Origin of the sequence: Rhodobacter aestuarii, assembly GCF_900156655.1 — a bacterium.
Lineage (GTDB): Bacteria > Pseudomonadota > Alphaproteobacteria > Rhodobacterales > Rhodobacteraceae > Rhodobacter > Rhodobacter aestuarii.
Map to the genome: position 1 here is coordinate 1 of NZ_FTOG01000012.1, position 15,911 is coordinate 15,911.

The 15,911-nt window shown below is 60.7% G+C and carries 12 protein-coding genes; 2 read left to right on the forward strand and 10 right to left on the reverse strand.

All coding sequences use genetic code 11. The features are described from left to right. Window positions 1–111 precede the first annotated feature (111 nt). The 9 genes from BW967_RS15600 to BW967_RS15635 all read right to left on the reverse strand — a co-directional run bounded on the left by BW967_RS15600 (window position 112) and on the right by BW967_RS15635 (window position 9,827). Window positions 112–783: a hypothetical protein gene (locus tag BW967_RS15600; protein WP_076486031.1), complete on the reverse strand. Its 672-nt coding sequence runs from the start codon at window positions 781–783 to the stop codon at window positions 112–114. Window positions 784–809: 26 nt separating this feature from the next. Then, window positions 810–1,730 (reverse strand): hypothetical protein, encoded by a 921-nt coding sequence (locus BW967_RS15605; RefSeq protein ID WP_076486032.1) that lies wholly within the window; start codon window positions 1,728–1,730, stop codon window positions 810–812. A 9-nt stretch (window positions 1,731–1,739) separates the two neighbouring features. Further along, window positions 1,740–3,782: a type VI secretion system Vgr family protein gene (locus BW967_RS15610; RefSeq protein ID WP_076486033.1), complete on the reverse strand. Its 2,043-nt coding sequence runs from the start codon at window positions 3,780–3,782 to the stop codon at window positions 1,740–1,742. Window positions 3,783–5,145: 1,363 nt separating this feature from the next. Beyond that, window positions 5,146–6,105 (reverse strand): agmatinase, encoded by a 960-nt coding sequence (locus BW967_RS15615; RefSeq protein WP_076486034.1) that lies wholly within the window; start codon window positions 6,103–6,105, stop codon window positions 5,146–5,148. Window positions 6,106–6,364: 259 nt separating this feature from the next. After that, window positions 6,365–6,532, reverse strand: coding sequence for a helix-turn-helix domain-containing protein (locus tag BW967_RS18760; RefSeq protein WP_170952586.1), 168 nt, complete (start codon window positions 6,530–6,532; stop codon window positions 6,365–6,367). Beyond that, complete coding sequence (locus tag BW967_RS15620; RefSeq protein WP_308811426.1) at window positions 6,529–7,002, reverse strand: helix-turn-helix transcriptional regulator; 474 nt, start codon at window positions 7,000–7,002, stop codon at window positions 6,529–6,531. The genes BW967_RS18760 and BW967_RS15620 overlap by 4 nt, the downstream gene beginning before the upstream one ends. Before the next feature lie 280 nt (window positions 7,003–7,282). After that, entirely contained in the window at window positions 7,283–8,653 is a 1,371-nt protein-coding gene (locus BW967_RS15625; RefSeq protein ID WP_076486036.1) for a multicopper oxidase family protein, read from the reverse strand. A 1-nt stretch (window position 8,654) separates the two neighbouring features. Then, window positions 8,655–9,101 (reverse strand): c-type cytochrome, encoded by a 447-nt coding sequence (locus BW967_RS15630; RefSeq protein WP_076486037.1) that lies wholly within the window; start codon window positions 9,099–9,101, stop codon window positions 8,655–8,657. 537 nt (window positions 9,102–9,638) lie between these two features. Next, entirely contained in the window at window positions 9,639–9,827 is a 189-nt protein-coding gene (locus BW967_RS15635; protein WP_076486038.1) for a heavy-metal-associated domain-containing protein, read from the reverse strand. 164 nt (window positions 9,828–9,991) lie between these two features. Between BW967_RS15635 and BW967_RS15640 the strand changes: the two genes are divergently transcribed. Together BW967_RS15640 and cueR are read left to right on the forward strand one after the other, a co-directional pair. Beyond that, the gene (locus BW967_RS15640) at window positions 9,992–12,469 is read left to right on the forward strand and encodes a heavy metal translocating P-type ATPase (RefSeq protein ID WP_076486039.1); all 2,478 of its coding nucleotides are present in this window, start codon (window positions 9,992–9,994) and stop codon (window positions 12,467–12,469) included. Then, the gene (cueR, locus tag BW967_RS15645) at window positions 12,466–12,864 is read left to right on the forward strand and encodes a Cu(I)-responsive transcriptional regulator (protein WP_076486040.1); all 399 of its coding nucleotides are present in this window, start codon (window positions 12,466–12,468) and stop codon (window positions 12,862–12,864) included. The genes BW967_RS15640 and cueR overlap by 4 nt, the downstream gene beginning before the upstream one ends. A gap of 1,074 nt (window positions 12,865–13,938) precedes the next feature. Here the strand turns inward: cueR and BW967_RS15655 are convergent. After that, on the reverse strand, window positions 13,939–15,165 hold the full coding sequence (locus BW967_RS15655; protein WP_076486042.1) for a hypothetical protein: 1,227 nt from the start codon (window positions 15,163–15,165) through the stop codon (window positions 13,939–13,941). Window positions 15,166–15,911: the final 746 nt, after the last annotated feature.

Below are 15,911 nucleotides of genomic sequence, written 5' to 3' on the forward strand. Positions count from 1 at the left end.
CAGAAGCAGAGGCCAATTTCTACGAAGCTCTGGAAGCTGAAGCCATGGCCGCGTAACTAACCCAAATAAGCCTCCGGCAAACCCGGGGCGGTTCAATCTGGTCTTAACCACTCAGTCTCTCAGGTAGTCGTAGGCTTGGTCCGCCAAGTCCTTGAGCTGGGCAATCTCAGCCTCAGTCAGCGCCTGTTGTGGCATGAATTCATCCCGCACCCATTCCCCTCCTCCGACCTTGACCGAAAGGCTATAGGACGCCTCACCCATCGCAAGAAGCCGAAAGCCCCATCGCGTCACCCCGTTCAAACCCTTGACGGCCTCGCGCAGCGCCCGCTTGCCAATCGTTTCTGCCTGCTTTTGCCCTGGTAAATCACTGGATTTCAAAACGATATAGTAAATGGAGCCCCACATCGGAGAACTCGGGGAGCCGCCTCCGCCCGCTTCCATGCGAAAATCGAGGGAACTTGTCGGCGGACCGACATAGAAGCTCGTGACCTTGTAGGTCCAGGAGGCGTCCGGGTGGTAAACATGCAGCACTCCCGACGGCAAAGCGAAGCCCGATCCCTGTGTCCGGACATGGAACTGAATAGGGGTTGGCGCACCATGGGTGCTGATGAACGCTGTTCCGGGCGCATAATTTTTGATATCGCGCAACTGCAGCCCATCGGCGGAACGTCCGCTTCCCCCTTCACGACGCTCGTTGAGAAACGCGCGCCAGTCCTGAGCCTTGGAGAAATCAAAGCTCGTCTTTTCCAAAAAATTCTCCAACCACTGCGGGTTTTCCCCCATCCTGTTCTCCCATGCTGGCCGTTCTGTCACTCTTGCGCGAGATAGGTTGCAATCTCGGGGAAATATTCCGCCACGATCTCCATCGTCGCGGCATCGGGGCGTTTTCCGCGGACGTGCCGCAAGAACCTCAGCGTGTCAGCCGGGCTCGAGACGGGCAATGATCCCAGACCGCGCTGAGGATCGTAGCAGGGCGCGTCGAGTTCCAGACGGCCCTGCATCACGCCGTTGATCTGAAAGGCCGAAGAGCAGGCCGTATCGACCAGTCCAGCACGGCGCAATGCGCGCAGCCACTCGAAGGACGGTTGGCAGCTCGCCTGCACCGCACTCAGGGCCGCCGCAGATTGGGCCACACGCGCTTTCGCAGCCCTCAAAACCGGGCCTCCGCATCCCTGTTCCCCGTCCTGACAGTTTCCGCGTGCGCAGAACTCCACGATCTGAGGTGCAAAATGTGACTCGTGCCAGAGCGGCGCGGAATCAAGCATAGGGCCGTCGAACGGGCCGCTGGTGGCGGCGACCAGCCCCGGCAAGGTCGACAAAAATGCCTCCACCGCGGGTGGCCGCAACGCCTCGGGCCAAGACGCAACACGCGCCGCAATGTGCGGATCGGCCGAAAAAAAGCCACGATCCCCCTCTTCGATCGCTGCTGCAACGATCTGCGCAGTCTCGGCCTCACCGATATCGCGCACAAGCAGCGAGGGATAGCCGTAATCCAGCGCAAGCCGCACCCGCGCGTCCCGGTCTGCGACCGGAGCGGTGGCAGCGCAGTCGTAGGAAAACAGCGCCACATATTGCCAAGGGGCTTCCGCCCCAAGCCCTACGGACGTTCCGTCACAGGCGATCCGACCGTCACGCGCGGGGATTTGGCGCTGGCTGACGATAAAAAACGCTGCAACTGCGGCGACCAAAGCGGCTCCGGCGAAGACGATTACGGGACGTGACAGGGTCATGCTTTTCCTTCAGTTCAGGTCAATGCGTCCGGCCGAGAGCTTGATATGCGCCCCGGTCAACTCGATTTCACCATTGCTCTTGAGTACCAGCCGGGACGCGCCGCAGCGCAAGTCAATCTGGTCCTTCACATGCATGTAGCGTCCTCCGCCGATCGTTTCGAAGCGATCCTTGCCGATTGTCTCCTTCGCCGATGCTCCGACACTGAGGTGATAGCCGGTGCCCACAACCAGTGACGCGCTGTCGCCAACACGCGTCGTCGCTTGTGTCCCGATTTGCTGATTGAAAGACTTGGCCACCATCACACGATAGTGCCCGCGTCCCGGATCCGCGCCGCGCGGTACAGTCGCGCTGTAGGCCTGTTGCAAAAGCCCCTCGTCAAAGGGTGGCATCGGCTGGGGCGCGGTCAACTGCACGCGGCTGGCCCCGATCACCACCATCGCGTCACCGCCGACCTGCGTGACCAGATCCTTGCCGATCTCGCTCAGCTTGCAATTGCCGATCGACTCGATCTCGGTAACGTCGACACGCTTGGCGCGGTTGTTCTCGATATGGATTTCGTGGTCTCTTTCTGCGTGTAGATAGATCTTTTCGAAGCCCAGCTTGTCTTCGAACATCAATTCGTTAAAACCCCGTCCCTGATGGGTCTTGGTCTTGAAAGCCGAACGGGTCTTGTTGGCGGGCAAGTCGTAAGGGGGCATGTTTGCGGCATTGTAAACGCAGCCGGTGACGAGCGGTTGATCCGGGTCACCGTCGAGGAATTCGACCAGAACCTCCATGCCGATACGCGGGATCACCATGCCGCCCCAGCCCGCGCCCGCCCAGTTTTGGCTGACACGGCAGCGCATCGAATAGGCACCGTCGAGATCCCAATGGAATTGCACCAAGATGCGGCCATATTCGTCGCAATCGATCTCGCCTTCGCCCACAACTTTCGCGGTCTGGGGCCCGCGCACATCGGCGCGGGTGGTTTTGAGTTCGGGCAGCATCGGCGCGGTTGAGGGCATCAACACATACTGCCCAGAATAGGCGAAACCGTCACCCTCTGTGCCCCCTGTGCCGTAATTATCCGATGTATAGGAATGGGTCGCGCTCAGGCATAGATATTCTGCGCCAGTCCCCGGCACGGTGTCGCCCGCCAGCGTGACTCGCGTCCCTGCCGCAAGGGCCGGAATATCCCCCTCGGCTTCAAACCGCCTGTCTTGGCCGCGTTCGCGACTAGCCCCAAGTCGTGCAAGCACCTTACCCCGGCCTTGGTCAAGGTAATCGCCCGGCCAATCATAGCTCTCGATCTGGCCTTGGGCATAGGCCGCATCGCCTGTCGCATGCGTGACCATCGCGGCATTCGGCGTCTTGAAATTATAGTCCGTGAGCTTGATCGCACCGGTGGTCACGCGCCGCGCCGGACGCCATGCCCAGAAATGCTCCACCTCCTCTTGGTGATGCCCCTCATCAGGGTGGTAGGGGCGGGTGCCGATGTTCGGATGGCTTTCCACCATATCCGAGAGCACCAGAGTGTGCGCACCCTCAACATGCTGGAAATGATAAGAAATACCGTGCCGCTCAAGCATCCGCGAGACAAAGGCAAAATCGCTTTCGCGGAACTGTACCGTATATTCGAGCACGGGGTAGCTGCCCGAAAGCTGCACCTCAAACGCGCCCGCCGCGGCATGGTCCGAAAGCACTTCCGAGACGATCTCGACCACGGTCTTGTTGTGAAAAATCCGCTGATTGCGGCGCAAGGTGGCCAGAAAGAACCAAGGCTGCAGCCGCAAGCTATAGCGTTGCCCGTTTTCGCCCGCGCCCAACCAGCGCGCCTCGGTCACAATGCCATCAAAAGCCCGCTCGCCGCCCGTAGTTTCCAGCGTCACAGTGGCATGGGGGCCGATCAAGGCGTCAAAGTCGATATCGCTGCTCGCAGCTAAGCAATCGACTGTAAAATCAAACAGATCACTCATCCGCTCGACGCCGGAAAAGCGCTGCAAAACCAATACATCTTGGCCCAAAACCGTGGACAGGCGGCCCATCCGGGCCTCTTGGGAAAGTTGGGCCATGCAATGCACTCGTAAGATCAGATGGCGCAAACCTACCCAAAAGGGCAGGTCACGCAAGAGGGAAACTGACGCAGTGGGTTGGCACGCGTGTGACAGGCGGGTGCGTGCCGAGGCGGGGCTGCTTCGATGACAGGCGAGAGGCCGCATCCGCTTTCGCCAATTTGCTGCGGGTGCGATGCCGCAACGTCAAGGTCCGGAAACCGCCCCTCACGTTGGTCTTGGCCTCGCAGACATGGTCGGCCCTTACCGGCCGGTCGGGGTAACGCTGTCCGCCGCAAAGCGGTCGGCCACCCAAGGTATCGTCCGAACGCGCAAGGGCGTGTAGCGTTTCTGGGTAAGGGCCTTGGCCAGGGTTGGAAAGGCCTGTTCGGGACGCGAAATTTGAAGCCGCGCCGTCAAATTTTCAGCACGATACCTCTACCGTAATGCTCAACCAAATAGATAACGCCTGACGCTACTGTTCTAACCGTCCAGAGAACAAGTAATAAGGTAATCTGCTCAGATCTGAGCCAGGTTTACCATCGAGAAGTGAGCAATCTCAGATACTGGATCGTCGGTCTGTTATGGGGCAAGGGTGGGTTTCACGTCATCTTCTTTGCGGGCTGCGACGGCTGAGCTTGCCTCGGTAAGCGCAAGCTGGTTTGAACTTGGGCTCGGCGATACCGCACGCGGGTAATTCCTGGTTGTATTGCGCGACAGCCAGTCCGTCGTGAAACCGTCACGGACGGGCAAGTTGTCCCGAAATGTCCAAAGTCGCATGACGCTCAAAGCATCCATGTCGATCACGCCAAGGTCTCCCGACAAATCGCGTCGGGGGAAGCGGTCCACATGGAGCAACTCTCGGCGACCTTCAACGATGTCGCGTGCCATAGCAACCAAGCGCAAAATTAAAAGCGGGTGCGTTGGCGGGTATAATCCTGAAAGAGGGATTTTATTCAATCGTTTCAGGGGGAAGTGGCGGAGAGACAGTCCTTCTTTTTGGGCGCGCTTGTCGGTTAAGCAATTGAAATAAAATGAAAAAGATTTTGGCGGTATTGCGCTTTGTATAGCAAAATGTATAGCAAGTTTTGATGGCCTTAGAAAGAGAAGAGGGGCCCTATTACTGGGGAATGGCTGAGGTCCACCGTTCCGGCGCCCCATCCCTCCTTTGTCGCTCGGTGCGCGTTTTATCCTTGCGCTTCATTCGCAGGAATGCTGGTCCCGTTGTCCCGTTGTCCCGTTGTCCCGTTGTCCCGTTGTCCCGTTGTCCCGTTGTCCCGTTGTCCCGTTGTCCCGTTGTCCCGTTGTCCCGTTGTCCCATGCTGTGAGGCTGGTTGTGCTCGGTGGCAGAAGAACCCCGCCCAGGATTGACCCCGCGACCGCGTCAGGCTGTGCTTACCATTTGGCACAGGATTTCGAACATCACTGAAGCCCCAAGCCATGCGGTCCCGCCCGTTGGGTCGAAGGGCGGTGACACCTCGACAAGATCGGCCCCGATGATGTTGACCCCATCAAGGAGGCGGACCACCTGCAGGGCTTGGAAGGAATTCGGCCCGCCAATCTCGGGCGTGCCCGTGCCCGGTGCGAAGGCCGGGTCAATGAAGTCGATGTCGTAAGACAGGTAGGTGGGCGCAGTGCCGACGATCTCGCGCGCCTCGGCCATGACGTCTTCCACCCCGCGCTGATGAAATTCCTCGATTGGGATCACCCGCACGCCAACGCTGGCGGCAAAGTCGCGGTCCTCGCTGTCATAGGTGGTGCCGCGAATGCCGATTTGCACAACCCGCTTGGGATCGAGCAGGTTTTCCTCGATCGCGCGGCGGAAGGGCGTGCCGTGGGTATACATATTGCCGCCGAAATAGCTGTGGAACAGATCGGTGTGGCTGTCGAAATGGATCATGCCAAGCGGTGCCGCTTTGCCGAGCGCGCGCAGGATCGGCAGCGAATTGAGGTGATCACCCCCGGCGGTGAGCGGGAGGATGCCGTGGGCCATGATCACCTCCATGAACCGGGTGATCCGTGCCATCGCATCGTGGATATCGGCCGGGTTGGGGGCAATATCGCCCAGATCCGCACAATTCATCGCCTCAAAGGGGCGCACACCGGTCGCGCCATTTTGCGCGCGGATCATGGTGGAGCAATCGCGCAATTGCCGTGGCCCGTGACGCGGACCGGGGCGGTTGGTGGTGCCAGAATCCCACGGGCTCCCGATTAGACCGATCTGCACCTCTTGCAGCCGGGGATCGTCAAGCGCCACATAGGGCAGCCGCATAAAGGTGGGCACACCCGCATATCGCGGCAAATCAAAGCCAGAAACCGGATGAAAGAAGGGATCGCTGGGCATGTTCGGCTCCTTTTGCATTATCGGGCTGCCACCGGCGCGTGTGGGGTCGGTGGCAGCATTCGTTTGAGACGCTATGCGGGCGAGGAGAATTCCTCCACTGCTGAAAGCACCGATAGGATCAATCCGAGCGGGCAAGTGGCGCGTTTGCGGCCAATGTGCGCCGGGACTACCCTGAAAGAGCGCAGAAGAACGACGCGAACCTTGGGACCAGGTGGGACTGGTTTTGCGTCAGTCTGGTCAGAACCACCGCTCCGACGCCTCATCCCGCATCCAGAAGTTCACGCAGCTTGCGCACGCGCTCTGGTGTGATCTTTGGGTCGCGCCCCGCACTGATCACCCGGATGAATTCGATCCACGCCTTCTCATTTTCAGAAAGCTGGTCCCACTGTCCCAGTGGTCCCATCGGTGTGATGAAGAGATCGGTCATTTGCTGAAGATACCCCGCAGGGTCGTCCGCCCTCGCGCGGTCATGCGCGGATCGCTGTTGCCAGACGCATCGCGCAACTCCTCAAGCCAAGCGCGTTCATTGGCCGTGACCGGCGAACCGAAGATCTCGATGATGGCCTTTGCCGCCGTCGCACCCACTGCCTGCTCGAGCGCGATGCGTAAAAGATAGGCCGGATCGACCTCGAGCGCTTTTGCCAGCGACGGCACCCGGTCTAAGGGTAACTTGCTCTTACCGGATTTGAGGATCGACACGAAATTCGCATTCGCAAAGCCTGCCTCGGCGGCGATTTCGCTTTGGGTTTTGCGATGCGCTAAGGCGTCAACGCGGTCGGTGATGAAGCGCGCGACTTCGCTGTTTTTGAACGGTGTGGTCATTGGTTTTGTCTCACGTTTATTGCTGATGAGACGACCGTATCGAAGCGCGCGCACCGCGTCGGGTGGGACTTGCATGCACGACGATGGGAAGTGCAGCGAGACCGAAGTCCTAGGGAAAAGGCAAGGGCGTTATGGGGATGCAGCCAGCGCCAGCCGGTTGGGGATGCGCGAACCCTCCAGTCCTGAGAGGCGAGGCACCCAATGGCGATGGTGCAGCATTATTTGCTGAGAGCTTCGGCATCGAAAGCGCTTGCCCCTTCGTTATCGAACTCAGCACATTCATCTCGGTGTCCAGCCGATGATCAGGACACTCGGCAAGACCGTTTGTTTCATATTCACGTCTTTTGACACCATCTCAGCTCACCTCGATCCACGATGTCATACCTGCCGCCGCATGGGCCAGCATATGGCAATGCAGCAACCATTTGCCGGGGTTGTCTGCTGTGAAGGCGATTTCGTGACTTGCTCCGGCCTCGGTGAGGAGCGTGTCGCGCATCGGCCCAAATCGTTCCCCTTCCAGCACTTCGCGGAAATGCATCCCGTGGAGGTGCATCGCATGCGGGAAGGCCGTGTCATTGACCATCCGCAGCCGCACCGGTTCCCCCAAGAACAGCCGCGCGAAGGGGGGATCGACCGGGCCAGCTTGACCGCCAAGGGTCCAAAACTTGCCGCTTTGCATTAGTCCGCGCATCCGGCTCATCGGCATTCGGCCCATTGCACCACCCTCGATCTTCATCTCAAGCGGGCGCGCTTGCGCCAAATCGGGTCGGTCCATTTTCGGGTTCGGGGGTAAGGCTGCGGGCGGGGCTCGGCGGCTTCGGCTTGCCGCCCCGGTAATCTGGACCCCAACCTGCCGAGACCACTGCGCATCATTGCCAAGCCGCTCGATTGCGGCCTCTTGCCCTTCCGCAGTGACATCGACGATCAGGTCGATACGTTGAGCGGGCGCAAGCACGATCTCCTGAGCGACGGGCTCTGGCGCGGGCAGCGGCATCCCGTCGAGCGCCACCTGCCAGCCCGAAAGCCCGGTCAAACGCAGCACGAAAATACGTGCATTGGCGGCATTGATCAGACGCAACCGCAAGCGTTCGTGGCGTTTGGCGCGCAGGGTCAGGGCAAAGCGGCCATTCGTCCCAATCAGATTGCCAAAGCGCCCGCCATGGCTGAGATCCATCGGATGGCTGAAATCCGGCGCGATTTGCGCGGTCTGTGGATCGAGCAACCAATCGTTGAACATCAGCACCTCATCTCGATCAACATCCGGCGCGTCGCGTTCTTGGACGATCAGCGCGCCAGACAGGCCGCGCGCGACCTGCTCCATCGAATGGGTATGGGCATGATACCAATAGGTTCCCGCATCGGGGGCGACGAAATCGTAATCGAAGCTGGCGCCGGGGGCCACGGCCTCCTGCGTCAGCCCCGCCACGCCATCCATCGCATTCTCGATGCGTATCCCGTGCCAATGCACCGAACTTGGCACCTCAAGACTATTGACGAAGCGCCGCTGCAGACGTGTGCCTTGCGCAAGGCGCAGCTCCGGCCCCGGAAGCCGCCCGTCATAGGACCAAACCTCGGTTTGGGGGTATCCCTCGGGAGCGATTTGGGCCAGCGCGCGCTGCGCGGTGAGCGGGATCGGGGCAGGATCGGCAAATCCCGCTCGGGCAGAAAGCGCCGTCGCGCCCAGCCCGGCCAGAACGGCGCGGCGTGTCAGATGAAAATTTTGCATGTCACTCGATCCCGTTGGCGCGCTGCAGTTCACGGACATAGGTCACGATATTGCCCACATCGGCGCGCGTTAGACCCGCTTGCGGTGGCATATTGCCAAAGGGCCAGTGATGTGCCCGCACGCCCTGCGTCACTGCGAGGAAGAATGCTGCATCCGCGTGGTGACCCGGTTCATAGATCCGGTGCACCAAGGGCGGTCCCATCCCCGCGCGCCCGGTGCCATTGGAGCCATGACAAGCGGCGCAGACAGCGTCGAAGGCGCGCTGGCCCATCTGGGCTTGCGGCGACAACGTCTCGGGCAATTGCGCTTCAACGATTGGGGCGCCAAGCGCAAGTTCAGACAGCGGACGCGGATTGGCCTGCGCCTCGGTGACCGGCGATTGCAGAAGGAGTGCGGCGGAAAGCGCGAGGGCCGTGCCCCCACCCGCCAAAAGAAGCGTGTGTTTCATAGAAGACTCATGCGTTGACGGCGCTGAATTGCCGTCGTGTTGGAAACAGCCCAAGGCAATGGGCGCGATGCAGGAGTCTTACAGGCGGGGTGGACGGGGGTCCGGGGCTAAGGCACTTTGTGCGTCAGCCGGTGGCAAGGCGTGAGGCCGTTGGTTCAGACGCAAAACCGCGCCGGGCAGAGCGAAAGCCGTCCCTTGCATAACGGGGGCGGCGCACCCCGCACAGCTCGCGCACAAACCGTTTTGCGTGCAATCCTGTCCCGCCTGTCCGCCCGCTGTATCGGGGCAGTCGGCGCAATCAGTGGCAATGGTCAGCGCCATTACCGCTTCCCCATGCGGCATCCCCTCATGGGCCATTGCCGCCGCAGGCTGCGGGGCAAGAACCATGACAAGGCCCAAGGTCAAACATATGAACAAGGCAAGGCAGCGCAAGGTTATCTCGTGTCTAAAGGTGATCGCGGGGCAACCGCCATATCTTGATCGCATGGATGGCGCGCCAAGACCATTGTTTTCAACGCTGATCAGCGCGCCGGGCTATCAGGTTGGCGCAAACCCCGCGTCGGCCAGGGCCTCAGCCAAAGCTGCGCGCTGCGCGGAACTGGTCACCTCTACTTTGCGGCTCGGCGGGTCGGCTTGCACCACGGCACTCGGATCAACCGCTTGAATCGCCTTGGTCACGCCGCGGGCACAACCGTCACAGGTCATGGTTTCGATGTGGAACTGCATGAGGGCTCCTTTCTGGGTGCGGATCATGCGATTTGAAATAGGGCTTCCCACAGTTGGAAGGTCAAGCCTCGGTCGGCTCGGTCACGAAATCGTGGGCCTCTTGACCTTCCCATGATTGGAAGCCCTAATTTGTGCAGCGGACCGAACCTACACAGGAGGCCGCGATGAAAGATACTGCCACCAGATCTGACACGGCGATGACGCTCAGCTTCGAAATCGAGGGGATGACCTGCGCGTCTTGCGTCGGGCGTGTGGAGCGCGCCTTACGGGCGGCACCGGGGGTGCAGTCGGCGAATGTCAACCTTGCCACCGAAAAAGCCGAAGTCGTAGGCGAGGCGCTTGACCGCGCGGCTTTGGTCGGCACCATCGAACGGCTGGGCTATGATGTTCGGCCCCATGAAGTCGCGCTTGAGATCGAGGGGATGAGTTGTGCGTCTTGTGTCGGGCGGGTGGAGCGCGCACTGTTGGCTGTGCCGGGCGTGACAAAAGCAAGCGTCAATCTGGGAACTGAACGTGCGCAGATCACCGGCACGGCGGCGCCTGCGGCCCTGATTGCCGCCGTCGATCAGCTTGGCTATCCGGCCCGTCTGGCCACGGCTTCGGCGGGCCCGGCTGAAACCGCCAGCGCGCGCCGCGAGGAAGAGGCCGAGCAATTGCGCCGCGATCTGCTGGTGGCGGCAGTGCTGACTTTGCCCGTCTTTTTGATCGAAATGGGCGGCCATCTTTTTGCCCCGGTCCATGCGGTGGCGATGCAGACATTTGGCCAACAAGGCAGTTGGCTTTTGCAAGCCGCGCTCAGCACGACCGTCATGGCCGGACCGGGGGCGCAATTCTATCGCAAGGGGGTGCCCGCGCTTTTCAAGGCGGCACCCGATATGAATAGCCTTGTGGCCGTGGGCACACTTGCGGCTTGGGGCTATTCGCTGGTGGCGACTTTTGCGCCGGGGCTTTTGCCCACAGGCACGGTGAATGTCTATTACGAAGCCGCGGCGGTGATCGTGACGCTGATCTTGTTTGGTCGCTGGATGGAGGCGCGCGCCAAGGGGCGCACCTCGCAGGCCATCGCACGGCTGGTGGGGCTGCAACCGCGCACCGCGCGTGTGGTGCGCGCCGCAGATGTGCAAGAGATTGCCGTGGCCGATCTGAAGGCGGGTGATATCATCGATTTGCGCCCCGGCGAACGGGTGCCCACCGATGGTGCGGTGACCGAGGGCACAAGTTGGATCGACGAAAGCATGCTGACGGGCGAACCCGTCCCCGTAGAAAAACGCCCCGGCGATCAGGTCACGGGCGGCACTGTGAACCAGACCGGCGTGCTGCGGCTGCGCGCCACCGCCGTGGGGCAAGAGACAATGCTGGCCCAGATCATCCGCATGGTCGAAGAGGCGCAAGGTGGCAAGCTGCCGATCCAAGGGCTGGTGGATCGGGTCACACTTTGGTTCGTGCCGACAGTGATGGTGCTTTCTGCGCTGACCTTTGCGGTGTGGCTGATCTTCGGGCCAAGCCCTGCGCTCAGCTTTGCCTTGGTCAATGCGGTGGCGGTGCTGATCATCGCCTGCCCCTGCGCGATGGGGCTGGCCACGCCAACCTCGATCATGGTGGGCACCGGGCGGGGCGCGGAGATGGGCATTCTGTTTCGGCGGGGTGCCGCGCTTCAGGCTTTGCAAGATGTGCGCGTGGTGGCCTTTGACAAGACCGGCACGCTGACCGAGGGCAAACCACGCCTGACCGATCTGGTGCTTGCGCCTGATCAAACCCGCGCAGAGGTGCTGGCCGCCATCGCCGCACTGGAGGCAAAATCAGAACATCCAATTGCCCGCGCCGTGGTCATTGCCGCCGAAGAGAACGGGCTGTCCCTGCCGCAAATCGACGGGTTCGAAAGCCACACCGGACAGGGCGTTTGTGCACATCTGAACGGAACACGGCTTGCCATCGGCTCGGCGCGGTTCATGGCCACGCTGGGGCTGGACCCTGGCCCACTGGCCGAGACAGCCGCGCAATTTGCCGAAGAGGGCAAGACCCCGAGTTTCGCGGCGCGCGGTGCGCAGGTGGTGGCGGTGCTGGCCGTGGCCGACCCGGTGCGCGACAGCGCCCCGCAAGCGATTGCCGCGCTGCATGGGCTGGGGCTGAAAGTGGCGATGATCACCGGCGACACCACCCGCACCGCGCAGGCGGTGGCGCGGCAGCTTGGCATTGACGAGGTGGTGGCCGAAGTGCTGCCAGAGGGTAAGGTGCAGGCGCTTGACCGGCTGAAACGCATCGGACCGCTTGCCTTTGTGGGCGATGGTATCAACGATGCCCCGGCGTTGGCCTCCGCCGATGTTGGCATTGCCGTGGGCAGTGGCACCGATATCGCGATCGAGGCCGCCGATGTGGTCTTGATGTCGCCGCGTTTGGGCGCGGTGCCCGAGGCGATTGCGCTGTCCCGCGCGGTGCTGCGCAATATCCGCCAAAACCTGTTTTGGGCCTTTGCCTATAACACCGCGCTGATACCACTGGCGGCCGGGGCGCTTTGGCCAGCGTTTGGGCTGCTACTCTCACCCGTCTTCGCCGCCGGGGCGATGGCGCTTTCCTCTGTCTTCGTTCTGGGCAATGCGCTGCGGCTCAAGCGCTTTGCACCGCCCCAAGGAGGTCAAACATGAATATCGGTGACGCGGCCAAGGCCTCGGGCGTTTCGGCCAAGATGATCCGTTACTATGAATCGATCGGGCTGATCCCCGAGGCGGCCCGCACGGATTCGGGTTATCGCAGCTATGGCGCGCGCGAGGTGCAAATTCTGCGCTTCGTGCGCCGCGCGCGCGATCTAGGCTTTCCCGTGCCGGTAATCGAGGAATTGCTCGCCCTTTGGGGCGACCGGGATCGGCACAGCGCCGATGTGAAACGGCTCGCGCTTGACCATGTCGAAAGCCTTGAGCGCAAGATCGCCGAGATGCAGGCAATGGCTGACACCTTGCGCCATCTGGCCGAGGCTTGCTGCGGCGATGCTCGCCCCGATTGCCCGATCCTTGAAGATCTGGGCGGCCCGACTGCCCCCTGACGCGCCCAGCAAGGAACCGGGGAAAGGGGGGCAAGCCGTTGGGCCCATGAGACCAGACGGGCAGACCGCCCCACCAAGCGTATGGCGCTCTTCGATGAACCAAGGGCCATGAGATCGCCTAGGCTCTCATCACGCAGTCCGCAGAAGGTTGCGTTTGGGTTGCCTTTTGGTTGCGTTTTTGGGCAAAACGATAACAAAGCTGTAACAAAATACCCCAAAAGAGGTTGCGTTTTGCGCAAAAGACCCGAAAAACGCAACCTTGCGCAACCACAAAACCCAATAAAATAAGGGCTTTCGAGCCATCAGGTTGACAAAAATCACCGAAAACACTTTTTCGGCCCCAAAATGCAACCTGAAGCCCCCTCAGAAAAGCAACTTTGGGCCGTTCTTCCCTTACGAAACGGACCGCAGGAAACGGCACCCAAAATCGAAATAAGGCAAAATACGATCGAAAGAGGCACGCGCGTTTTGATGCGTATGGCGCGGATTTCGATTTTGGTGGTCTGTCTGCGCAGCACCGCAACCGAAAGGAGGCGTGGCGCAGGTCCGGGGAAAAACCGAAGCAGCTAAAGAGCTCCGTAGCTTTGTTGCGGACCAGCTAAATAGCTAGATCCACCAACGGACCTTCTGCTTGATCTGTCAGAGCGCGTGGGGCGGTCACTGGCGAGTCTGATGTGCGCGCAGCACTGTGACCACCTGAAAGACTGTGGATGTCGCTCAGCGCGCGCCCCAGTGAGTCTGGCGAAGGTTTCGCACGTAGAGCGGTGAAGCAACGCCGCCGGGCGTCTCGAATTTGCTTATCGAAGGGGTGGAGTGTTGGCGCGCCGGGCGCGGTCTGTTGCCTTGCGGCTGCGTGCCTGCGCCCTCCACTCTTGGCACGCCCTACAGGCGCACACAAAGGCGCAGGTGCAAATTTGTGCAGCTTTTTTCAACCGATCTGGGGTCGCGTCAGGGTGCTGCCAGATCGCGATTTGCCTTCCCCGAAAGGAATGACCGATATCATCGCAATATCGCTCCTTCTAACTGCTCTATAAGTGCTTACTATACACCCATCTACTCACCACACCCTCACCCCTACACACCATACCTCCCCCAAGCCGTAGCCTCACGCTTCTCTAGGCTTACAAGAGCCACGTTCACCACCTTGTTCATCTCTTCCCAAGCAACAAACGGTGGCGTGAGACGCTTGCCTGCAAAATTTCGTCGACGCGCGGCGGTTTTCTTGCCTGTCAGCACGCGCACCATCTTCGTTACGCTGCGCTTTTGTGTGGCCGCGTAAAGCTCCGTTGCGCAATCCATGCGCATCAAACCGATCACCCCGGTTCTCAGATACACCTGTGCACGCCAGTTCTGCTTCGTATTGCGCAGCGCCTCGACACCTCTTGTGACTTTGCGGTCTTGCGAGAAGGTTGGCAGTTTGAACTGAAAGTAGCGTTTTTGAAGCTTGCTTGGTCGGAGTGTTTTTAACGAGGCAATGTCTGAAACGCCGATCGCGCCCAGTTCCCCGTCTTTCAGCGTCGCTTCAATCCTCACCCGCTGTCGGCCCTCTTCAAGCTGAACCGGGCCGGTCGTGGGGTGCTGCGTGTCGATCACCTTATCCATCAGGCGGATCATCACTGGGTCGGTTTTGGCGCCAAGATACATCGTGCCATCTATCGCGGGTGGCAGGTGATCCTCCGGCACGAAGCCCAAGAGATCGGGTTCTTGCGCACGACCAGGGCGCACGAGCCTCTGAACCCCTTTCTTCCCCTTTGCGAAAACCGAGCGCGGGCGGCTCATCGTTGCTGCCCAGATGCTCCGGTCGGTCCAGATCGTGCGCTGCATCGCGCCCAAAAGAGTCGCACGCGCGTTATCAGCCGGATCGGTGGGATAGGCATCGACACTGATCTCCATGCCTGTCACGCGCGACTGTGATGCCTCTCCGAACGTATCTTGCAGCGCTTTATGGATCGCCGTGACCACCGCCATGCTTGGGGGTTCTTGCACCTTGATCCGGCATTCTGTGAAGACACCGCCCAATCCCTCGTCTGCGGGAGCGATATGGCTGTCCCGGTCGAGAAAACGCCGCAACACATCTTGCACATACCGGGCCTGCGTTTGCTTGGTGAAATGCACCCGAAACTCGATCCAGTCAAAAACGGCGCGGAACCGATAGGCGCTGAGATCCAGCTCGGGCACCAATGCGACGCGGCCTTTCAAGCGTTTTTGCCTATTGCGCAGCACCCGTAACTGGTGCCCCAGCAGCAAGGGCCGCGTGCGTGTTTTTGCGAAAGGAAGCGGGGCGTTGGTCGGCAATGTCATGCCGCCCTCGTAGCCAGAGTCCGCAGCCGGTCGCAAGGGCCATCCAGCGTGACCGGTTCATCGGGTGAATGCTGCCCCGGTCCGCCGGGGAATGGCAGCACAGCGGGATTGATCGCCAGCGTTCGTTGAAATGGCCGCCAAAGGCTGTGATCTCCGGCCCCCGTATCTCTGATCGGTTAAATTAGACGGGGACCACCACCCAAGGCCCTCCCAGACTCCCGCAGCGAGTCACTGGCTGCGCTTGTGGCGCGTCTGGTAGGTGGGGTGCAGAAAGCACCTCAGACTCACCAGTGACTCGCTCCGGGGCTCTGAGGGGCCATGCTCTGGGCGTGCAATATCGAAGTCCTAGAAGGATGGCGCAGCTGCGATGGGGGTGCGTTTGGTGCCAGCCATACTGGGGCGCTTATGTCCTCCACTCCCTTCAGCGCGATCACGGTGTTACGGGGCTGCCTCATGACGCAGTGCGCAGAAAGAAGATCTGTCAGCTATAGACGTCAAATCTGTGCCGTCAAAGGCTTGCACGACTGGCGGCCTTCAAACTGATCGGATTGATGACCCTTGGCGGTGGGCAGTGGTCTCGAACCACATTCTCTTTGGAAGAACAGAACGATTAGCAGTCGCCTCCGGTCCCCGACCGGTTTACCCACCCCGTGAGTTAGCGACTGTATGTCCGTTGCGTTTTCATCGCGGCATTGATGCCTCAGGGCGGCTTCGGTTGTCAACCATCGTCGTTGCGTCGCTCTCTA